The sequence below is a fragment of the Myxococcales bacterium genome (genome assembly GCA_016706225.1).
Classification (GTDB): Bacteria; Myxococcota_A; Polyangia; order Polyangiales; family Polyangiaceae; genus JADJKB01.
Genome location: JADJKB010000022.1, coordinates 585,633 through 607,037, shown reverse-complemented (window position 1 = coordinate 607,037; position 21,405 = coordinate 585,633). Strand labels below are relative to the sequence as shown.

At 66.9% G+C, this 21,405-nt stretch carries 18 protein-coding genes; 8 read left to right on the top strand and 10 right to left on the bottom strand.

Annotation, left to right across the window (positions count from 1 at the left end):
• The first annotated feature begins 107 nt into the window (after positions 1-107).
• The gene (locus IPI67_33705) at positions 108-1,232 is read left to right on the top strand and encodes an SCO family protein (protein ID MBK7585133.1); all 1,125 of its coding nucleotides are present in this window, start codon (positions 108-110) and stop codon (positions 1,230-1,232) included.
• Here IPI67_33705 and IPI67_33700 read toward each other — a convergent pair.
• The 4 genes from IPI67_33700 to IPI67_33685 all read right to left on the bottom strand — a co-directional run bounded on the left by IPI67_33700 (position 1,149) and on the right by IPI67_33685 (position 5,908).
• The gene (locus tag IPI67_33700) at positions 1,149-2,198 is read right to left on the bottom strand and encodes a tRNA-dihydrouridine synthase (protein MBK7585132.1); all 1,050 of its coding nucleotides are present in this window, start codon (positions 2,196-2,198) and stop codon (positions 1,149-1,151) included. The genes IPI67_33705 and IPI67_33700 overlap by 84 nt on opposite strands.
• Positions 2,199-2,201: 3 nt before the next feature.
• Positions 2,202-2,855 (bottom strand): ferritin-like domain-containing protein, encoded by a 654-nt coding sequence (locus IPI67_33695; protein MBK7585131.1) that lies wholly within the window; start codon positions 2,853-2,855, stop codon positions 2,202-2,204.
• The gene (locus IPI67_33690) at positions 2,852-3,451 is read right to left on the bottom strand and encodes a hypothetical protein (protein MBK7585130.1); all 600 of its coding nucleotides are present in this window, start codon (positions 3,449-3,451) and stop codon (positions 2,852-2,854) included. Before IPI67_33690 ends, IPI67_33695 begins: the two co-directional genes overlap by 4 nt.
• An 87-nt stretch (positions 3,452-3,538) precedes the next feature.
• Positions 3,539-5,908, bottom strand: coding sequence for a 3-hydroxyacyl-CoA dehydrogenase/enoyl-CoA hydratase family protein (locus IPI67_33685; GenBank protein MBK7585129.1), 2,370 nt, complete (start codon positions 5,906-5,908; stop codon positions 3,539-3,541).
• Positions 5,909-6,120: 212 nt separating this feature from the next.
• Here IPI67_33685 and IPI67_33680 point away from each other — a divergent pair, with 212 nt between their 5' ends.
• From IPI67_33680 to IPI67_33665, 4 genes are all read left to right on the top strand, one after another.
• A complete protein-coding gene (locus tag IPI67_33680) occupies positions 6,121-6,453 on the top strand; it encodes a hypothetical protein (protein MBK7585128.1) in 333 nt (110 codons plus the stop codon).
• Complete coding sequence (locus IPI67_33675; protein ID MBK7585127.1) at positions 6,440-6,973, top strand: hypothetical protein; 534 nt, start codon at positions 6,440-6,442, stop codon at positions 6,971-6,973. The genes IPI67_33680 and IPI67_33675 overlap by 14 nt, the downstream gene beginning before the upstream one ends.
• A gap of 87 nt (positions 6,974-7,060) precedes the next feature.
• Positions 7,061-7,513, top strand: coding sequence for a hypothetical protein (locus IPI67_33670; GenBank protein MBK7585126.1), 453 nt, complete (start codon positions 7,061-7,063; stop codon positions 7,511-7,513).
• 274 nt (positions 7,514-7,787) lie between these two features.
• Complete coding sequence (locus IPI67_33665) at positions 7,788-8,321, top strand: hypothetical protein (GenBank protein ID MBK7585125.1); 534 nt, start codon at positions 7,788-7,790, stop codon at positions 8,319-8,321.
• Between the two features lie 14 nt (positions 8,322-8,335).
• Here the strand turns inward: IPI67_33665 and IPI67_33660 are convergent, their stop codons facing one another.
• Positions 8,336-10,636, bottom strand: coding sequence for a response regulator (locus tag IPI67_33660; protein MBK7585124.1), 2,301 nt, complete (start codon positions 10,634-10,636; stop codon positions 8,336-8,338).
• 241 nt (positions 10,637-10,877) lie between these two features.
• Between IPI67_33660 and IPI67_33655 the strand changes: the two genes are divergently transcribed.
• Positions 10,878-12,641, top strand: coding sequence for a hypothetical protein (locus tag IPI67_33655; GenBank protein MBK7585123.1), 1,764 nt, complete (start codon positions 10,878-10,880; stop codon positions 12,639-12,641).
• Positions 12,642-12,673: 32 nt separating this feature from the next.
• Here the strand turns inward: IPI67_33655 and IPI67_33650 are convergent, their stop codons facing one another.
• The 4 genes from IPI67_33650 to IPI67_33635 are packed head-to-tail and all read right to left on the bottom strand — an operon-like array spanning position 12,674 to position 18,646.
• The gene (locus IPI67_33650) at positions 12,674-13,573 is read right to left on the bottom strand and encodes a hypothetical protein (GenBank protein ID MBK7585122.1); all 900 of its coding nucleotides are present in this window, start codon (positions 13,571-13,573) and stop codon (positions 12,674-12,676) included.
• The gene (locus IPI67_33645) at positions 13,570-15,162 is read right to left on the bottom strand and encodes a hypothetical protein (protein MBK7585121.1); all 1,593 of its coding nucleotides are present in this window, start codon (positions 15,160-15,162) and stop codon (positions 13,570-13,572) included. The genes IPI67_33650 and IPI67_33645 overlap by 4 nt, the downstream gene beginning before the upstream one ends.
• Positions 15,163-15,173: 11 nt before the next feature.
• The gene (locus IPI67_33640) at positions 15,174-16,817 is read right to left on the bottom strand and encodes a hypothetical protein (protein ID MBK7585120.1); all 1,644 of its coding nucleotides are present in this window, start codon (positions 16,815-16,817) and stop codon (positions 15,174-15,176) included.
• Positions 16,817-18,646 (bottom strand): hypothetical protein, encoded by a 1,830-nt coding sequence (locus tag IPI67_33635; GenBank protein ID MBK7585119.1) that lies wholly within the window; start codon positions 18,644-18,646, stop codon positions 16,817-16,819. Before IPI67_33635 ends, IPI67_33640 begins: the two co-directional genes overlap by 1 nt.
• A 381-nt stretch (positions 18,647-19,027) precedes the next feature.
• Here IPI67_33635 and IPI67_33630 point away from each other — a divergent pair, with 381 nt between their 5' ends.
• Positions 19,028-19,873, top strand: coding sequence for a M12 family metallopeptidase (locus IPI67_33630; GenBank protein ID MBK7585118.1), 846 nt, complete (start codon positions 19,028-19,030; stop codon positions 19,871-19,873).
• A 52-nt stretch (positions 19,874-19,925) separates the two neighbouring features.
• On the top strand, positions 19,926-20,531 hold the full coding sequence (locus tag IPI67_33625; GenBank protein MBK7585117.1) for a hypothetical protein: 606 nt from the start codon (positions 19,926-19,928) through the stop codon (positions 20,529-20,531).
• 15 nt (positions 20,532-20,546) lie between these two features.
• Here the strand turns inward: IPI67_33625 and IPI67_33620 are convergent, their stop codons facing one another.
• Positions 20,547-21,305, bottom strand: coding sequence for a hypothetical protein (locus tag IPI67_33620; GenBank protein MBK7585116.1), 759 nt, complete (start codon positions 21,303-21,305; stop codon positions 20,547-20,549).
• Positions 21,306-21,405 lie beyond the last annotated feature (100 nt).

The following is a 21,405-nucleotide window of genomic DNA, read 5'->3' as shown; positions in this document are numbered from 1 at the left end:
TCACGGCAAGAACAAATCGCGCACGAGCGACCGCTCTTCGCTGCGCTTCTGTTCGCCGCGCGCGAGACCGAGTGCCCGACTGAAGCGCCCTTGCTACGGTCCGCCCGGTGAACGAAGCCCGGTCCAGCGATCGCAGGCGACGCCTCCTCTTCGGCGGAGTGGCGCTTTCGTTCGTCGCGGCGCTGGCGTTCTACTTCTACCCGCGCCGCGACAGCCCAGGACCGGTGCCAGCGGAGGAGTACGCCCACCAAGAAAAACCGGCTCGCCCCGTCGAGCTCTTCCGTGCGCCCGACTTTTCGTTCAGGGACCAGCACGGCCGTCCGGTGACGCAGGCCTCCCTCGCGGGTCAGCCCTTCGTGGCGAACTTCATCTTCACGACCTGCCGTACCATTTGCCCGATGCTCACCGCGAAGATGGTGCGGTTGCAGCGCGACCTGCCGCGCTTGCCGGTGCGCTTCGTGAGCTTCTCCGTCGATCCCGAGAACGATACGGTCGAGGCGCTCGCTGCGTACGCCAAGGGCTGGAGTCCGAACGAGACGCGCTGGCTCCTGCTCGAGACCAATCCAGCTGGTCTAGCCGAGCTGGCCAGGGGTTTTCACATCAGCGTGGAGCGTTCGGACGGTGGTGTGGATGCCGTCTTGCACAGCTCGGTCTTCGTGCTCGTCGATCAGCACGGCGTCGTGCGAGGCATGTTCGACTCGGAGGACTCCGGGGACTTCAAGGCGCTCGCGCGCAGCGTGCGCGCGCTCTTGGGCGGCGATCCGGCGCCACCGCCTGTCGAGGTGCGCAGCGGCGAGGTGCTGTTCCACGAGCTTTCGTGCGCCAACTGCCACTCCTACCCCGAGCTGGCGCCGCCGCTGGGCGGGCTCATCGGAAAGCAGCGAGAGCTCGAGACGCGCATGCTGCTCACCGCCGACGAGGCGTACGTCAGGGAGTCCATCGTCTCGCCTGCGGCCAAGCGTGTGCTCGGGTACCCGCTGATGATGCCCTCTTACGCCGGCAGCGTGTCGGCGGACGAGCTGGACCGCCTGGCGAAGTACATCCTGTCGCTGCCGCCGCCATTGGAGCCCGCGGATGAAGGCAAGCTCGCGATCGATCCCGTCTGTCACATGAAGGTGCGGGTGACGCCGAATTCACTGCGCATCGAGCTAGATGCCGGTGAGCCCGCGCACTTCTGTTCCGAGTGGTGCAAGAAGCGCTTCAGCGAAAATCCGAGTGCCTACCCGCGTTGACTGAGAGGCGGGGCCGTTCTTCAGCGCCCGCGTGACCTCGTCGACCCGCTCCAGACGACTGACTTCCTGGTACAGCGCCTCGGCCTCGACGAACGTACGTCGCAGGTGGGCCAGCCATTGTTTGAGGCGACCCGGTGCGTGGCGTGGCTCGACGCGATCTTGCACCGCCTGCCAGTAATCCGAGAGGAGCGGCGCGAGCTCGAGCCAGTCCGCCGTGCGCTCGGTGCTGAGCGCATGGCCGGCGGCGAACGCGCGAATTCGCCGCGCGAGGAACGGATCCGCGACCGCTCCGCGCCCCAGCATCACGTCGTCCGCTCCGCTCACCGATCTGCAGCGGGCGTGGTCGGAAACCGACCACACCTCGCCATTGGCGGCCACCGGCATGCGGACGACGTCACGGATCCGTGCGACCCACTCCCAGTGCGCCGGGGGTTTGTAACCGTCGGCTTTGGTTCGGGCATGCACGACGAGCGACGCTGCGCCGCCGGCCTCGAGCGCCGCCGCACAGTCGAGCGCTGTGTCGTGGTCAGCTACGCCGAGTCGCATCTTGGCAGTCACCGGAAGCGCTGCAGGCACCGCCCTGCGGACGGCGAGCACGATCTGGAACAGCAGCTCGGGCGTGGCCAGGAGCATTGCGCCGCCGCCGTGACGGTTCACAGTCCTGGCGGGGCAGCCGAAATTCAGATCGATGCCGGTCGGCGCGAGCTCGGCAAGGCGCGCTGCGTTCTCCGCCATGCAGCTTGGATCACTGCCGAGCAGCTGGACGATCACGGGAGTGCCGGCGCGAGTGCGACTGTGATGGGACAGCTCCGGGCAAGCGCGGAGAAAGGTCCGCGCCGGCAAGAGCGATCCCGACACCCGCACGAACTCCGTCACCGCCGCGTCGAAGCCGCCGACCCGCGTCAGCACGCTGCGCAGGTCGTAGTCGGCGAGGCCCTCCATCGGGGCGAGCAGCAGTTTTGCCATCGGTCACCTGATGCCGAGGTGCGCAAATCCCGGCATGACCAGGTTCGCGATCGCGTCTGCTACCACACTCTCGAGATCCGCTCGAGACAGGCTGCCGTGGCCTCGCGGGCGATCGGGCGGAGTCTCGGTGGCGAGCCAGGCGTCGCGGCCAGTGCGAATCAACGCGGGAATCGCGCGACCGACCTCGCGCTTCTCCTCTTCCGCCAGGGTCGCGAGGTACGCCCAGCCGAGCCGCGCATGCCCGATCTCGTCCTCGAGGATCGAGCGCAGCGACGAGCGCACGGAGGCGCTCTCGGCCTGCTCCAAACACACCCGCAAGAAGGCGGTGGCGATGCTCTCGCTGATGCACGAGCTCAGCACCACGTGGAGCGTGGTGGTCAGCTCCTGCGCGGCGACACCAAAGCTGGGTTCGTCCGGTTTGTTGGGCGACAGCGCCGGAGCCGCTTTTCCCAGATAACTCGCGGCCAGCTCGAGGCAGAGCTCGGAGTGACGCAGCTCTTCGCCGACCGCGCGCCGCGCCATCGAGACGATCTCGACCGGTGCCGCGCGCTGCTCCAGCCGGCGCGCCATGATTTCGAACTGCCCGCTCGCGTCCAGCTCGGCCCGAGCACGGGCGAGCCACCACGCACCGAGGCTGCGCCGCTCCGCGGCGTTCATTTGGTGATGATCGAGAAGCATTTGCAGCCGATGGGCGGTGAGTAGGAGTGACAGGTCCACTGCCCGGTGCCGGGGCAGTCTGCCGCGCTGGCAGGCACGCCCTTGAAGCAGTAACAGTCCGACCACGGCGGACCCCACTGGTTGCAGAAGAACTCCGCGGTGGACGCGCATGCGTCGGGGCCGGAGGGTTTGTTGGGATCGCACTTGCACGTGAGAATCGAGCTCGCCGCGAGATACGGTGAGCACAAGCAGATCCCACCCGGCGGGCAGCTGCACCACTCGCAGACGAACTGCGAGGAGTGCTCGCAGTTGCTCGGCTGAGCGATGGCCGTCGTGTCGCACTGGCAATTGACGTGTGGGAAATACGACTCGCACTTGAACTGCGCCGGCAGGTCGCAGTCGCTCGGATCCGGGCCGCCTGCGTCGAGCGCGCCTCCGACACCGCCGACGCCGCCCACACCGCTCGACCCGCCGTTGCCGGCGTCCGTGCCTGACGAGTCACTCTCTGATCTTCCGCCGCAGGCACTCGCGCCGAGGGCCGCGCCCATCACGACGATGGCGTGAAAGAGACGAGCGCTGCTCCCCGGCGTGGTCATCGACGCGGCCCTCGGCAATGCTCGCACATCTCGGGTACGAGCGCTGCCGTGTGCGCCAGGGGGGAACGCTTCGTTCGCGCCCCTGGCTCAATTCCTGAGCGGTTTGTTGTTCATCAGCATGTGCTGCATGCGGTCGAGGGTGCGCTGCTCGCCGCACAGCGACAGGAACGTCTCGCGCTCGAGATCGAGGATGCGCTGCTCCGACACCGGGCCCGCGCCCCCCGCGGCGCCGCCGCACAGGATGCGGGCGAGTTTGCGCGCGATGACGCCGTCGTACTCGGTGGCGAAACCGCCTGCCACCAGCGTGTCGACCAGCATCGAGATGGTCGCGACACCACTCTCACCCGGCAGCACGTAGCTGTGCGGGGTTGGCGGGTGGTAACCGGATTCGGCCATGCCGATGGCGCGCGCCTTGGCATCGCTGGCGACGCGCGCCTTGTCGAAGCTGATGCCGTCGCTCTTCCGGAAGTAGCCGAGCTCCTGCGCCATCAGCGCGCTGGTGGCGACGTTGGCCATGGCGATGTTCTTGAACACCTGCGCAACGAGCGTCTGCACGATCACGTCCGCGCCCTCGGGCACACCTTCGAGCGCACGCCAGAGCAGGTTCAGACAACCGCCGCCGGCCGGGACCAGTCCCACGCCGACCTCGACCAACCCCGCGTAGGTCTCCGCCGCCGCCTGGATCGAATCCGCCGCCAGACACACCTCGAGGCCGCCACCGACGGCCATGCCGTAGGGCGCTGCCACGACGGGGACCTTCGCGTATTTCATCTTCTGACACGCCTGTTGCAGCGCGTTCACCATCTTGTCGAGCTCGTCCCACTGCTTCTGCTGCGCGGCGACGACGACACCGAACAGGTTCGCCCCCACGCTGAAGTGCTCGCCCTCGTTGGCGATGATGAGGGCGCGGAAGTCTTGCTCCGCGCGCTCCGTCGCCTGGTGCAGCATCGCGATCACGTCGGGATCGAGGCTGTTGGCCTTGCTGCGATAGGTGACCGACAAGACTCCGTCGCCGACGTCCCAGGCCTCGGCGCTCGAGGTCGCGAGCACGGGTTTGTCGCCCTTGCGCAGCTGGGCAATCGGCAAGCTCTTGGGGTCGATCTGCTGGGCGACGTAGGCGCCCTTGCCAAGATCGAAGATCTGGCCGTCCTTGTAGAAGGCGGTGGCCCCGGCGGCCTTCATCTTCTTCACGTTGTCCGGGATGCTGAGGCCGTCCTTCTCCATGCGCTCGAGGGCGCGAGCAAAACCGATGGCGTCCCAGGACTCGAAGGGGCCGAGCTCCCAGCCGTAACCCCAGCGCATGGCGTCGTCGATGGCGGCGACGCTGTCGGTGATTTCACCGATCATCTTGGCCGCGTAGAGCAGCGCTCGGCCCGTCAGCTTCCAGCCGAAGGTGCCCGCGGGGCCGGTGTCCTCGAACAACTTCCGGACACGCGCCCGCGGATCCTCCTCGCTCGCGATCTCCTTGCACTTGGCGCGGATGTCCTTGTTGCCACCCCGGGGCCGATACGTCTTTTCGTACGGGTCGAAGGTCTGGATGTCCGCGCCGGCCTTCTTGTAGAAGCCCGCCTTGCTCTTGTTGCCGAGGAAGCCGGACTTGACCATCTCGCGGATGTACTCCGGCAGCTGAAACACCTCGCGCTCGGGATCGGCGGTGAGGGCCTGGTAACAGTTGTCGGCCACGTGCACGACGGTGTCGAGGCCGACCAGATCCGCGGTGCGGAAGCTGGCGCTCTTCGGGTGGGCCATCGGCTCACCGGTGATGGCGTCGAGATCTTCCGGCGCGAGTTTGTCGGCGAGCATCTCGCGGATGCCGAACAGCATGGCGTGGGTGCCGATGCGGTTACCGACGAAGTTGGGGGTGTCCTTGGCCCAGACGATGCCCTTGCCCAGCACCTCGCGGCCGAAGTGCTCCACGCGATCGCGAACGGCCGGGGTGGTCTCCGGTCCGGCGACGAGCTCGAGCAGCTTCATGTATCGCACGGGGTTGAAGAAGTGCATCACCAGGAAGCGCTGTTTGAAGCTCGCGCTGCGGCCTTCGAGCATGTCTTGAATGCGCAAGCCCGACGTGTTGGAGGCGATGACCGCGTCCGGCCCCAGGGTCTTCTCCAGGCGCTCGAACAGGGCGCGCTTCACGTCGAGCCGCTCGACGACGGCCTCGATCACGAGATCACAACCGGCGAGGGACGCAAAATCGTCTTCGAGGTTGCCGGTGCCGACGAGGGAGGCGCGGCTCTTGTGGAAGAAGGCCGCGGGTCGCGACTTGATGGCCTTGTCGAGGCCGCCTTCCGAAAAACGACTGCGCGCGCGGGGGTCCTTCTTCTCCGCATCGCTCAGGTTCGGGGGAACGATGTCGAGCAGCAGGACCTCGACGGAGGCATTGGCAAAGTGTGCAGCGATGCCGGCGCCCATCACGCCAGCTCCGATGACGCCGACGCGCCGAATGGGAGTAGTCATCCTCGTGCCTTTCGGGTGTGCAACCCACGCCCGAGGCGCGAGTCGTGCGGCGGGAACCGTGTGACACCTTGCGTGCGAGTTCAAGGGCGAGGATGTGGCTGGCCGGGCAAAAGCTGCGTGCCGGAGGGCGGGGCCGAGCGGGCGCGGAGATTTGCGGCCTACCGGAGCGCTGTCTCGGCATGGAACCGGATCTGCTACGCTCAACGCGAACCATGAGTCGTCCAGAAGGCGCTGCGTTCCAGCGCAGCTTGGCGCTGCATCGCGCGGTCGTGCAGCAGGTCGTTCGCGAACCGAAGCTCCTCGAGCGGGCCAGTCGGCGGGTCGCGGACTGGCGCGCGAGCGGCGCGGTGGCGCTGCCGTATGTGGAAGCGTGGGAGCGGATCCTGTCGCTTCCAATCGGCGCGCTCACGGCCGAGCTGCTCGAAGAGAGCGAAGCGGGGCATGATCGCCGGCAAGTCAGCCCCTTCGCGGGTGTGCTCGATCCGCGCGAGCGCTGGCAAATCCTTCGCCAGCTCGGGAGCAACCCCCACCGTGCGACGGGTTGACCTCGAGCACATCATCCGCGCTGCAGCGCAGATCGCGGACGACGACGAGATCATCGTGATCGGCAGTCAAGCTGTGCTCGGCCAGTTCCCAGAAGCGCCGGCGGAGCTCCTGGTGTCGACCGAGGCCGATGTCTATCCGAAGAACCACCCGGAGCGGTGGGAGCTGATCGACGGGTCCATCGGGGAGCTGTCTCCTTTCCACGATACCTTTGGTTATTACGCGCAGGGTGTGGAGCTCGGGACCGCCACTCTGCCCGATGGATGGGAAGCGCGGCTGGTTCCGATCTGCAACCCAAATACGCGTGGCGCGACGGGTCTCTGTCTCGAGATCCATGACCTGCTCTTGTCGAAGTACGTTGCTGGTCGGGACAAAGACGGGCGCTTCATCCGGGCTGCGATTGGCTCGGGCCTTGCGGACCGAGAAGAGCTGGAAAGGCGCCTCGTGACCTTGCCCGTCGACGAGGGGGCTCGTGAGCGGATCCGAGCCGCCGTCGGCGCGGATTTCGCCGCGGTGCAGTGACCTATCGCGGTCCGTGTTAGAAATCGGGTCCGAGGAAGCCAGGCACTCTCGACCGCGCGCCGCTGGCCCGGGAAGGTACGAACGAACATGCGACGTCAGGCGAACGTTCTCGGAGGGATGGGGCTCGTGTTTCTCTCAGCCTGCGGCGGCGCGACCCCGCCCGCGGCCGCGCCCGCAAGCGACGCACCGACCTCGCCGTCGTCGGCGCCAGCAGCCGACGCAAAGCCAAATGAACCCTCCGAGGCCGAGCCCGCCATCCCTCGCGCAAAGATCGTCGAGGTCTTGCCCGGCAAGGACAGCCCGGACGATCGGCGGGTGAAGATCATGTTCAACAACCCGACCAAGAGCTCGTGCACCTTCACGAGCTACACGCTGGTGTGGTCGAGCGGCAGGAAGACCATCGAGGAGAAACCGTTCGAGATCCCTCCGGGCGGCAGCCGCCAGCGCGCGCTCGTGATTCACCCGAATGACGGCGACATCGCGAAGCTGAAGGTCGAAGGCTCCGACGTCGAGGTCAACGCGGGCTGCGCCAAGCCCTGACCTGCCAGCTGCACGACCGCACCGCCGCGTGAAACCTGGCAGGCCTCGAGGGATCGCTCAGCTGTCGAGCGGGTGGGGTCGCGATCGCGGCGCGCGTCCGCGGGGCCCTCTCGCCTCGGGAACGCCTCGAGTCCCTGGACGCGGGCCGCCGCACGACCTTGGAGCTCGCCGGCGATGCGTACCGCGACTGACTCGGTCGCGTTGTTGCGGACGCTCCATCGTGCGGGCCAATCTGTGCCACGAGAAGGGTACATTCCTTGCTGAGCTGTCGAGCATGAGGCGCGCATTCTGGTTGATTGCGTTGTTGGTGGCCGGTTGTGGTGGGTCCAGCATAGCCGGTGAGTCGGCCACGGGTGGCGCCGCGGGTGCCGCGGGCGGAGGGGCGACGGGCACTGGCGCAACAGCAGGAGCTGCAGGCACTGGCGGGGTGGCGGGGGCTGCAGGCACTGGCGCACAAGCGGGAGCTGCGGGCATGGGCGGAGTCGCGGGAAGTGCAGGCGCTGGCGGCGCGAGCTGCGCCGAGCTCACTGCAAAGTACACCGAGCTGGTACCCCAAGCGCTGAGCTGTCCACTCGGCTCGACCGGCGAGACCTGCAACGTCTGGGTCGACACGCACGTTGACGGCTGCGGATACTTCAAATGGGGCGACGCCAGCAACGCGGTAGCTCTTGGCGAGCTGAAGAAGCTTCGGGACGACTTCAAGACGAGCTGTCCTCCAGCGACCTGTCCGTTGGGCGGCTTTCCCCCGACCCTGCCAGCCAAGTGCGTGGACGCGGGGCAGGGCGGCACGACGGGCACGTGTATGTAGTTGCCAGAGGCCGCTCACGCGCGCGTTCGGCTCCGGTCGAGGCGCGCCCGCACACGGTCGCAGACCTCCTGTGGAGTGAAGGGCTTCTGTAACAGATCGGCGTCGGCATCCAGGACACCCCGGTTCGCGAACGCATTCGCGGTGTAGCCCGACATGAACAGCACGGCCGTCTCCGGACGGGAGACCCGGAGTTCGTCCGCCAGCTCCTTCCCGCTCATCCTGGGCATCACCATGTCGGTCAGCAAGAGGTCGATCCGATCGGGGCACTCGCGCGCGATGGTCAGCGCCGAGTCCGCGTCGGTTGCAATCAGCACCACATATCCGGCCTGCGACAACGTCCGGGTCAAGACGTCGCGCACCTGGCTGTCGTCCTCTGCGACGAGGATCGTCTCGCCGCCCCCACGTGAGGCTGTCTGCGTGTCGGGCGCGCGCGCGACCGCCGCCAGACAACGTGGCAGGTAAATCTTGAAGGTCGTGCCACAGCCGACCTCGGAGTAGACCCACAGGTAGCCGCCCGCCTGACCGATGATGCCATGGCAGGTCGCAAGCCCGAGTCCGGTCCCCGACTCCTTGGTGGTGAAGAAAGGCTCGAAGATCTGCGCTCGGGTCTCCTCGTCCATGCCCTCACCGCTGTCGGTGACGGAGATCACCACGTACTCACCCACCGGGATCTCGTTGCCCTTGCCCTCGACGTAAGCGCTGTCGAGGGTCGTGTTGGTCGCCTCGAGCGTCAGCACGCCGCCCCCGGGCATGGCGTCCCGGCCGTTGACCGCCAGGTTCACCAGCACCTGCTCGAGGGCGCCCGCGTCCATGCGCACGTTCCAGAGTGCGGGGGCGAGCGCCAGATGCAGCGAGACGGTCTCCCCCAGCATACGCCGCAGCATGCGATCGACCCCCGACACCAGCGCCTTGATGTCCACCACGGTGGGTTGCATCGGGCGCCGTCGCGAGAACGCCAGGAGCTGGGCAGTCAGGTGTCGGGCACGCTCGGCGGCGCCCAACACCTCCTGCATGTCCGCCTGCGCAGTCGACCCGTCCTCCAGCTCTTCGAGCACGAACCCACCGAAGCTGAAGATCGCCGTCAGCAGGTTGTTGAAGTCATGCGCCACGCCGCCGGCGAGGCGACCAATGGCGTGCAGCTTCTGCGAGTGGCGCAGCTGCTGCTCGAGCTCGACCTGCTGCGTCAGATCTCGAAAGGCTGCGATCGCGAATTCGACGCGGCCGTCGCTGCCGTGAATCGGCGCCGCCGTCATCTCGACCGCGGTGCGTTTGTCGCCGCGGCGCAGCTCGATGTCCGCAACGCTGGAGCGCTCGCCGGCGAGCGCGCGCATGATTGGCAGCCGCGCCAGCGGATATCGCTCACCCTTGTCGCGCACGAACGCGTTGTAGGCGGACGAGAGGTTCTCGGCGCGCGCCTGCTCGCAGACCTCCGCGCCGAGCATCGCCTTGGCCCTGCGATTTGCGTAGTAACTCCGTCCGGCCGCGTCCAGCACGTGAACTCCGACCGGCAGCGACTCGAGGAACTCGAACAGTTGGCTCTCGTGGGCCCGAAGCTCTTGTCGCGCCTGTTTGAGCTCGCGCAGATCGACGATGCTGACGATGACGTACTTGTGGTCGGTATGTTTCATCGGGCTCAGCCCGATGGACACGGAGATCGGGGCCCCGTTCCGGTGGCGTCCGAACAGCTCGCTTCGGTCGTGCATCTTGCGCTTCGCCGGCTGGCTCATGAAGCCCGCGCGGGTGGCCGCGTGGCCGCCGCGCAGCTCCTCGGGCACGAGCACGTCGACCGATTGTCCGACGAGCTCGCTTGGCCCGTAACCGAACAGCTCCGCCACCGCGAGGTTGGCCTGGACGATGCGACCGGTGTCGTTCACCAGCAGCATGCCATTCGGGGCCGCATCCAGTGCGGAGCGGAACAAACGCTCGGCTCCATCGCGCTCGACGGCGTGTCGGATCGCACGCTTGAGCAGGTGCGCGCTCAGCCCCTCCTTGGCGAGCCAGTCCTGAGCGCCGCTCTGCATCGCGAGGGGCTCGAAGGCGTCGTGCTCTTGCCCGGTCAAGAACACGACCGGCAGCCCCCGCGCGCGCAGCGCGGGCAACAGCGACAGCCCGTCGCGGTCTGGCAGGCACTGATCGAGCAGCACACAGTCGAAGGCAGCGCCGTCGGCAGCCCGCAGGCCCTCCTCGGCGCAGGCGGCCTCGACGAGCGTGACCTCACTCTGGAGCCAGCCCCGCACCCGATCGCGGTCAGCGGCGTTGTCTTCGATCAGGAGTACTGCTTGACGGCGCGGCTGAGCGAGATCGGCGTCGGTCACACTGCTTCTCCCCCCGAGAGATGTACTGATTCGGTACATCTAATCACAAGTCGGCCACGCTACCGAACATTCCCTGACGTAACATCCCGTACAGCGCCCATCTTGCAGCGCGCCGCGTCATGAGACGTGCCGTTGGGGCTGGCCGCTGCCCTCGCTCGGAGACGAGCCGGCGTTGCCGCGAGGCGGAAGGTCGAAGTCGCCGACGTCGAGGTCGAGGCGAGTCGTGCGAAGCTGGAGCCGAATGCTCCGAAAATCACTGCTGGTCGCTGCACTGCTGATCACTTGCGGTTGCAGTGACTCCGAGAGCTCTCCCGGCGCTTCGGCGAAGGGGCCCACGCTCTCGCTCGAGAAGTCTCATGAAGGTGCCGGCACCGTCACGGGCGGCGCGATCGCGTGTGACACGACGTGCAAACGCGCGAGCCAATCCGTCGCAGTGGGAACCGAGCTCACCCTGACGGCCTCACCGAGCGACGACTCCGTTTTTCTGAACTGGGGTGGAGCGTGCTCGGGCTCGTCGCCCACCTGCACCGTCACCGTGAGTGCGGACATGGTCGTGAACGCCCTCTTTCAGACGAAGGCCGCCATGGCGGGGCCCACTGCAAACGGGGTGCTCGAGCCGGGTGAAGCCTGCGATGGCTCGGACCTCGGCGGCATGACGGCGTTGATGGTACCTGGCTACAAGTCGGGCAAACTCGCGTGCAAGGCGGATCGCTCCGGCTACGATCTCTCCGGCCTCACAGCTGGCAACACCATTCAGGCGGCGAGCTGCTCCAGCGCCGACGTGCAGACGGCCATCGATCAAGCCGAAGACGGCGACACGGTCCAGGTCCCGGCCGGCACTTGTTCCTGGACGACGTCGGTGACGATCGGAAACAAGGACTCGACCACCAAGCCGGCCACCGGCAAGGCGCTCACCCTCGCGGGGGCGGGCAGCGACGCCACGATCATCAAGTATCAGCTGACCGCAGGGTATGCCCTCGGGGTCGCGGTACCCGCCGGGAAAGCGGTTCGCGTGACTGGCTTCACCTTTGACGGTGCCGACAACACGACTCCGGCGACCGGTGCGGTGAGCATCGGAGGTGATGTCGGCGCCTTCGCCCGCGTCGACCACTCGAAGTTCATCAACCTCAACGCGTACGGGATGAACGTCTACGCGGTCTACGGGCTCATCGACCACGACTACTTCTCGAAGTCGCCCACCGCCGGCCCGGTCACGCTGGTCGCGCTCGTCGGGGACACCAGCGAAAGAACCGGGAGCCCCGACGATTCGTGGGCACGACCGCCGAGCATGGGCACGGCCCGAGCGATCTTCCTCGAAGACGACAGCTTCGACCTGCCCAACGTCGCCAACGGTCCGGAAGACGCCTACGAAGGCGCTCGCTTCGTGTTTCGCAAGAACCAGGTCTACGGCGAGAACCTGGGCTGGCATGGCTTCGACAGCAGCATTCGCGGCACGATGCAGTTCGAGATCTACGACAACTCGATGACGAACGCGTCACCGACCGGAGAGACCGACCCCAACTACCCACACGGCCTGTTGTGCGAGTCCCGATCGGGGACGGGCGTCGTGTACAACAACACCGTGACCAACGGCCCGGGCGCGACACCGCAGTTCGGCACCTACGACGGTTTCCTGGAGCTCAGGAACTACCGCAGCAGCGACGGGTTCTTCGGCGCCGACGCCGACACCGGCAACAGCTCGTTCTGCAACGGTCGGCCGCACAAGGATGGTCCGATTGACGGCAACTTTGCCGGCATGCAGGGCTACCCCTGCAAGGACCAAACAGGTCGAACGACGAATCAAGAGCTGTCGCCGACCTACTCCTGGGACAACAATTTTCTTGGAACGGTCGGAGGGCATCTCTTCGTTGGTGGTTACGGGACGCTGCCCGCGGGCGGTGAAGACCGGACCACACTGCACCTCGTCGAAGGGCGGGACTTCTACAACGGTCAGCCGAAACCAGGCTACGTCGCGTACGTGTACCCACACCCGCTTGCGCTGTAGCGCGCCGCTGGAACTGTGACTGACGCTCGCCTTCAGAATGTCCCAGCCAACGCCAGCCGCACGAACGGTCCGCTCAGCGACACCTCACCCAGATCGAGCGCTGCCGTCCTGGCCGGGGCGCCCGAGCCGGCGTCGGGCTCGAGCACGAGGTCGCTGGACTGCGTGAAACCGTAGCCGCCATCGGCGACCAGCCAGAACATCAGGTCGGTCTTCTTGCTGCGCATGTCCCAGAACGACCAGGCCGCGCCGGCGCTGCCGTCGATGGCAAGCACCCACGCGCGCGCGGTCAGCGTGGTTCCGGTCGAGCCTTCCTCCAGCGTCGCGACGTTGCGCTGCACCCCGGCGGTCGGCCGCACGAACGCGTAGAGCTCGGGCAAGAAGTGATACCGCGCCTCTGGACCCGCCGTCAGGCGATACGACTCGAGCGCCGTCGCCTCTCCACGCACGTCGGCGCGCTTGGCTCCAAAGTCGAAGGTCATGGCTGCCGCGAACGAGAGCGGTTTCGACAGGTACAGGCTGCGGGACACACCAACGCTGCCCAGCGTGAACACGTCGTTCGTCGCGAACGGGTCGAAGCCCTTGCTGGTGATGAACGAGTTGCGCACGCCGACCCAGGCTTGCCACGCCGGGGGACCTGCAGGCGGCATCGGCTCCTTGGGTTCGCTGTCGACGGCAGGCGTCGCGGGTGCCGCGGTGGCTCCCGGTGGAGCCGCCATCCACGGGTTGTAGGGAGCGGGGGCGGGAGCGGGAGCCGGAGCGGCCGCGGGCGCGGGCGCCGCTGCGGTAGCAGGTGCAGTCTCGGGGGCGGGAGCGGCGGCGGGCGGAGCTTCTTCCGCTGCGGCGGCAGGGGGAGCTGGGACCTGCGCGTGGGCCGAAGTCGCCAGCGCAACCACGAAGGAACAGGTCAGAGTGGTGATCGACGAGCGCATCATTTCGGCAGCCCTCCCATGAGAAGCCCCGGAAAGAATTTCGACTTGGCCGTGTCCGGGTCGAGGCCATCGAGCACCGTGGCGCCGAGGGCAACGACGCCGGCCTTTTCGTTCACGTTGAGCGCGATGGCCGCGCGCCCGCCGTCCCTGCGCGCGATGTCGTAGACAGCGCTCACGTCCCGCTCGATTTGGATCGAGGTCGGATGCAGGTTCGCGAAATCGATGCTGGCAAAATCCGGTGTGCCGGGACGCAGCGCCCAAGCTCGTTCTCCGTCCGGAGAGACACTGAGCTGGAATCCCGAAGCGTTGGTCAACATCGGGAAGCTCTGGCGTTTGTCGAGATCGAGCACATAAAACTCTGCGGCGCTCGTGCTCTGCAGCACCTTGAGGTGGGAGTACTTGTCGCCGGGCACGCTGCGGACGTTCGAGACGCTGATGCCGATGTCGTAGTCGTCGACGCTGCGGAACGGAGTGCCGCTGGTCTTGCCCAGCGACCAGAAAGCGATGCCCGTCGCCGAGTCACTCCAGAGTAGCGCGACGTCGCTCTTGGCGGGTTTGTCGGACACGTCGTCGGTCACCCGGGTGATGCGCGAGAACGGCTTGGGAAAGTCGACGGTCTCGGGAGACGTGGTCGCGGGATCGATCAGCGTCGCACCCTTGATCGAGGGAACCAGGGCCGCGAGTCGCAGACCTCCGTCCGTCTGCACGAACGCGATGCTGCTCGGCACGCCACCCACGTGCGCGACGTTGATGGTCGCCTTGAAGGGTTTGTCGCTGCCCGCCGCCGGCGCTGCGAGATCGACCAGCATGACGTTGGGATCATTGGCCAGGCGCACGGCGATGCGCGCGTCCGTCGGGTCGTCGACAGCCCCATCGTGGAACGCGACCTCGAGGGGTTTGCCGGTCGCGCCGGTGGCGGTCTTCGGCAAGATCAGCGTGACCTCGTCCCGCGCCAGATCGGCCAGATCGACCAGCGAGACGTCCTGGCCCGTCTCCACGATCAAGAACCGCCGCGGCGCGCCGTTGGGGAGCGTCAGCTCACTGGTGAAGGTCAGACGTTCGGGCCGTCCGCCGAAGCTGCGCAGGGTCTTGGAGACGGGCTCGGCCCCCGCGTCACCGAGCTTGACGAAGATCAGCTCGTTCGGGTTCACGACGATGCCGCCGGCGTCGTAGACGACGGCCCACTCCCCTTGTGGGTCGATGGCAATGCCTCGCAGTGGATCCGTCAGGGTGTAGCGCGCGTTGACCTTGGGCTCGGTTCCGGCGTCGATGACGGTGAGGGTGGGGCGTTCGTCGTCGGGGTTCAGCCGCGGCTGCACTCCCGCCGAGAGCACGAAGAACGAGGCTTGGTCCCTGGAGACCTCCGTGGCGACGATGTTCTTGCCGACGCGGAGCGGCGTAGAAGAAAGGGATCGATCCGACGATGCCGTGAACATCAGCACCCGGTCGAGCGATGCATCGACGACGGCGACCGAGCCGGTGAGCCCTGCGCTCTGGAGCGGGAGCTTGGCGCGGTCGTCCCACTCGGCGGGGCGATCGCCACAACCTGCGAGCCCGACCAGGAGCACTACGCTGAAGGTGAGTCGTTTCATCTCTGTTCCTCTCACTCGACGACCTTCGCTCCGAGCTCGAAACCGGTGAGGGTGCGGACCTCTCCGGTGCCGAAGTCGACGAAGGTGATGCGGCCCTCGGGGTGCAGCTGGGCGATGAAACCTTTGTTGGCGGCGCCGACCACACCCGTGGAGAGCGGCGGGCTCGCCAGCTTCACGTAGTCGACCTGGAGCGTCGCGAGCTTGATGCGATAGGCGCCGAACACCTTCTTCTGGTCGTCGCGGATGCTGACCAGCGCGTGTTCACTCTTCGGGCCCGGCTGAATGGCGACCGCGTTCGGTGGCGCGTCGGTGCCCAAGATCTTCGGCGACAGCTGCGCCGCGGTGGAGACCACGCTGAACGCGCCGGCCTTGGTGCTTCCGGCCAGGGTCTTCTGCAACACGATGGCGTGCAGCGCGTCCGCCGCTGGAAAGACCGCGCTGACCGGGGCTTTGAGCGCGACGGTCCGGTGGGTCAGGTAGTCCGGGCCGGGGCCGAGTTGCATGATCGACAGGTGATCGCTGTCGATGGCGTTGGTGTAGAGCAGCGCCACGCTGGCATCACTCGAGAGGGCGACGCTGCCGAAGAACTCCCCGCTGACCACCTTCGAGTCGATGAGCTTCGGGTCGGTGGCTGCACCCGGAACGGGCAGTACGAAGACCTCGGAGTTGTCGCGCACCACCGCGACGGCACGCAGGCCGTCCTCGCTGAGATCGAGATCCGTGACGTTGCCCGAGAGAGTGACGTCGTTTCGTGTGCCGCTGTCGAGGGACACAAAAGAGACGGCGCTGCTGCCATCGCGTCGCACGAGGGCCAGACTGCCGTCCGGTGTGATGGTCACGTCGCGCGAGGCGGGGTTCTCGAGCGGGTTGTCGGTGACCTGAATGAGCGCGCTGATTTTTGGCGCGGACTCGCTCAGCTCGAGCACCGACACCCCCGGCTCCGTCACCGCGAAGGCCCGCGCTTCACTCTTTGCAAAACCAATGCGCGTGGGGCGGTACCCCACGTTCAGGATGGTGGCGCTCTCCTTGCCGAGCGTCAGGTCGATGACCGTCACGTCCTGGAAGCCGTCGGTCGGATCGGGGTTTTCGAGCTGACTCGCGTCGGTCCAGGCGATGGCCCAGTGACCGCCGGGGCTGAGGGCCCAGGCGTTGGCCCCGGTGTGAGTCTTCAGGTTCTTCTGCGAGAACGTGCCGTCCTCGGCGACGCGGAACAGCGTGGCGTCGTGGCTCTTCACGTTGAGCACGATGGCGGCGTTTTCTGCCGGATTCTTCGGGTTGGGGACCGCCGCAAGGAAGGTGGGGCCGTTGCCGGCCTCGGCGATCCTCACGTCGTAGGTCTTGGCGTCGACCAGCGCGACGCGCCCGCTGTCGGGGTTCGCCGCCCACACGAACTTGCCCGTGGCGACCGGTGAGCGGAACGAGCTCTCGAGCTCCTGCTCCGGCGGAGGAGGAGTGCCGCCATCGACGGAGGTCCCGCCGCCCGTTCCGCTGTTCGCATTACCGGCGCCGCCGGCTCCCGCCGACGAGGTTCCGCCTGCGCCCCCTGCAGGTGCGCCGGCGCTGCCGCTGTCATCGCTGCCGCCGCAGTTGAGCAGGAACGCCGCGAAGGCTCCGCCAATCACGACGAACGCAGCGAGTGAGCGCGCGCTTCTCATCATTTGCTCCCGTCCACGACCTTGGCACCGAGTTCGAAGCCGGTGAGGGTGCGTGCCTTGCCATCGGCGAGGGTCACGAACGTAATGCGACCTTCCGGGTGCTCCTGGGCGATGTAGCCCGCGTTGGCTGACTTCACGATGCCGGTTGCGAGGGGCGGGCTCGCGAGCTTGAAGGGATCGACCTGGAGCTCGGGCATGCGCACGAGATAGGTGAAGAAAATCTTCTTGGTGTCGTCGCGCACGGTGACCAGCGCGCGCGAGGTCGTAGCGCTGAGCATCGCCACGCCGACGGGTGGTGCGTCGGTGCCCTGGATCTTCGGTGGCAGCTCGGCGGACACCGGAATGACGCTGAACGCACCGGCCTTGCTGCTACCCGCGGTCGGCGAGAGCAGCGCAATGGCGTGGGAGCCGTCGGTCGCAGAAAACACGGCTTTCACCGGGGCTTTCAGCGCAACGGTGCGGTGTTTCAGGTAACCAGAGCCCGCCGCGGTCGTCAGCAGCGTCAGGTGATCGTTCGGCGTTGCGTTGGTGTAGAGCAGCGCCACGCCGCCGCTCGCGCTGACTACCACGCTGCCCACCGACTCGCCCGTGATCGTCACCTGATCGAACTCGGCGGGTTTGGTGAAGATGCCGGGGATCGGCAAGAGCGCAACGTCGGAGTTCTTCGGTGGCGGTGGTGGCGCGTCGGGGATGGTGCCCGCGTCGCTGGCGGCGTCGTCGACACCCGCCTCCGCGAGGCCGGTGTCGCTTCCGTCGTCGGCTGCGGCATCGCTGGCGGCGTCGTCATCGGTCGCGTCCGCGCCAGCGTCGCCGGTCCCCGCGTCGCCCACCGCAGCGCCGCCCGGCTCCCGCACTATCGCGATGGCGCGCTTGCCATCGTCGGTGAGATCGAGATCCGTGACTGGTCCGGAGAGCAGCACGCTGACGCGCTTGCCGTCGGCGAGAGCGACGATTGACACCTCCGAGCTGCCGTCGCGCCGCACCAGTGCGTAGGCACCGTCGGGGGTGACCGAGACATCGCGTGACGCGGGGTTGTCGAGCGGGTTGTCGGTGACCGGCAGATCCTTGCTCACGTAGGGCCCGAGACCTTCGTCGAGCTCGATCACGGAGATCCCCGGTTCCGTGATCACGAACGCACGCTTTTCGTTGGCCGCAATGAACACCCGAGTCGGGCGATACCCGACGCTCAGGCGGGTGGACTTGGGCTCTTTTCCAGCCAGATCGAGCACCGTCACGTCCTGGAAACCCTGGGTTGGATCGGCGTTCGGGATCTGTACCGCATCGGTCCATGCGATGGCGTAGCGGCCCTTCGAGCTGACGGCCCAGGCGTTGGCGTCTTCGTGTACCTCGGCCGTGCTCGTCGTGACCTTCCCCTGCGCGTCGGCGACGAGCACGGTGGCGTCGTGGCTCTTCACGTTGAGCACGATGGCGCGTGCTGCATCCGGTTGGTTGGGATCGGTGAGCGCGGCCAGGTGGGTTGGGCCGTTGCCGGCTTCGACGGTCACGACCTCGAGGGTCGTGGCGTTGATCAGCGCAACCCTCCCGCTCTCGGGATTCGCAGCCCACACGTAGTTTCCCGTGGCCACCGGGGAGCGGAACGAGCTCTCGAGCTCTTGTTCCGGAGGTGGGCCGCTGCCTGCCGCGCCGCCCAGGGACCCGCCGCCGGAGCCTCCCGAACCACCGCAGGCTGCGCCGATGCACACCCCGCTGTCAGCCCCGCCTTTTCCGTCGCTGCTGCTCTCGTTCGCATCACTGGCGGCGCAGTGTGCCACTGCGGCGACGAGGGCGGGGATCGCCAGCAGCGACAGCCGCAGGATTTTCGGGCTCAAACGTCGATCTTGTGCCTGATGTGTTGTCCCGCTCACGGCGTGGAAGCCAAATGCAATCCACGAGCCACACACTCGACGATGAATTATTCACGTTGGATCTGCGTCGCCCGTGGGGGCCTTGGTTTCTGCGGCATGACAAACTTGTCGCGCGGCGATCGAGCGTCCTGGTTCGCATCGCGCCCGCGCGAATCGCCTGCGCGCCGGGGGGACTACGGCGACCTGCTCGAGGCCAGGCCGGTGGGTGTTCCCAATTGCGCGCCCCGCTTCTCAGCGCGGCCAACCCGTGCTTGGCGTCCGTGGTCGTCGCAGGGCAAATTCCGCGAGATTGCTGGGTCTGGACCGAGTCGATTCGCGGGCATCGATATTGCTGAGTCTTCGCACATGCGCTCGCTCCTGCTCACGTTCCTCGTTCTCGGTTGTGCGGCGACGGCGCGGCCCGAGCCCATGGACGAGCTCCTGCTCGCACACCCTGACGAGACCGGAGTGCTCCGCAGCGGGTTACTGGTGTCGGACCCCGAACACCCCGCGGTGGTCGAGTTCGAACAGGTGGGTGACGATCGGATTCTGGACGGCGACATCCTGCTCGGGCCGGAGCAGCTCATCCCGCTGGACGACCCGAACGCTCCGCTCGACTCGATTCAGCAACCGATAGCCGCGGTGAAGAAGGAGTACCGCTGGCCGAATGGACGGGTGCCGTACACCATCGACCCGAACCTACCCGCCAAGAACCGTGTGCGCGCCGCCATCGAACACTGGGAGGCGAAGACCAACGTCCGCTTCGTGAAACGCACCGACCAGGCTGACTACGTGTTCTTCACCAAGGGCCCCGGTTGTGCGGCCCAGCTCGGGCGAACCGGCGGTCGGCAGTGGGTGAAGCTCGCTTCGATGTGCGGGACTGGCGCAGTGGTGCACGAGATTGGTCACAGCGTTGGTCTGTGGCACGAGCAGTCTCGCGCCGACCGCAACCAGTACGTGGACATTCGCTGGAAGAACGTGCGCGACGGCATGGCGTACAACTTCCAGACCTACGTCCAGCAAGGCTTCGGCGGCGTCGATCTCGGGCCGTACAACTACGGCTCGATCATGCACTACGACTCCTACTCGTTCAGCAAGAACGGCAAAGCCACCATCGTCAAGAAAGATGGCGGGATCATCACCGCCAATCGCAGCGTGCTCAACGCGAAAGACATCGCGGGGATCGCAAAACTCTATCCGGCGAGCGGCTGAACGCCGCGCTCTAACGCTGGCGCAGCGCCCTCGGTCGACTAGGCTGAGCCTCGTGGTTCAACGTGGCGCGCCACCGGGTCTGGCGCTGGCCTTGCTCCCGCTCCTGCTTGCAGCCTGTGGCTCCCAGGAGTCTCGAGCTTCGTCCGGCAGCGGAAGCTCACCCGTCGAGGTGCAGCCCGGCTGGTACCACTCGCTCGACGAGCCCATTCGTTTGCTGATCGATGGCGGACCTCTGCCCATCCGGCAGGCCCCGCAGGGCGGCCAGTGGGCGTTCGTCAGCGCTCGCGTGCGCGGCATCAGCGGGCCCGAGATGCAGATCGGGGCGCAGTTCTTCGAAGCCGACTCCGGCGCTCTGTTGTTCGCGGAACGACGGGCGGGCAGCGTCGTTCCGAGCGCCGCCGATCCCGCGTTCGTCGAGCCTGCCATCGATTCGCGTGGGGCCATCGTCCACCTTCCGGTGTGCCCCATCGAGCAGCCACCGGGTTTCTACCAACGCGTGCTGCGAATCGAGCTCGAGGTCACCAGCGTGGGACCGGACCAGAAGTCTGGGCACGCTTCCGTGATCGTCACCCCGGATTGCGCCGACGGCACCGATGGCGAAAAGACCGTGTGTGTGTGCGAGTGTTCGCCGGACTACGATCCGGGCAAGTGTTACTGACGCCGGGGAGCGAGCTCACTTCGGGCGAAGCTGGAGGAAGGTCCCATTCGGCAACGCGAGTCGCTTTGCGGCGGGGACGTTCCAGCCTGCGCTCGCAGGCAGCTCAGCCTTCCACTGCTCGAGTGAGAGCACCTCGACCTTTTCGACGGAGACGTCGTGGATGACCAGTCCCATGGCGCCGAGCAGCTCCGCAAACCGCGTCAGCGCGTCGGACTCTTTCATGTGGCGGGCCAGCTTCTTGTAGTACGCCGCCTCGCCCTGCCCAGCGGTCGCCTTCTGCAGCTCGGGGGTCTCCGCCTGATGACGGAACCAAGCCTCGACGCTCGCCTCGTCCGCTCGAAAATCGATGCCCAGCCCCAGCTTTTCCGGAAACGGCGCGTCGCGGCGGGCTCGCTCGGAAAGCGCGACCCACGCGGACTTCAGCGCCGGCGCGAGCACGACACACGTGGGTTTGTGTTCTGCCGAGCTCGCCTCCGCGCGCCAGTCCATGCGCGCTTTTTCGATGCTCAAGCTCAACCTGCAATTGTCGACCTGCGCGCTGAGGAGTGTTCGGCCGACACCGGCGTCGGCTTGCTCGATCACCAGCTCTGCTAGTGGTGAGGTTGCCGCGTCGGCAGGGTCGCCTTTCGGCTCGCTGTTCGTGTCAGGCGCAGCCGTCGCTGGTGTCGCCGGCGTTGGGCTCTCGGGCGGTGAGGCTGACGGAGGCTGGCCACAAGCGATGCACACCACGCAGAGCAGCACCGCGTATCGGGATGAGACAGGTGGGTTCAGCACGACTCGACCCTATCAGCTCGAGCATCGCGAGTCAGCGCAGCCCGCCGATGCCCCGGACGTTCTGCTGCCTGATGCTCACTCGCAGCGAGAGTAGCCGCGC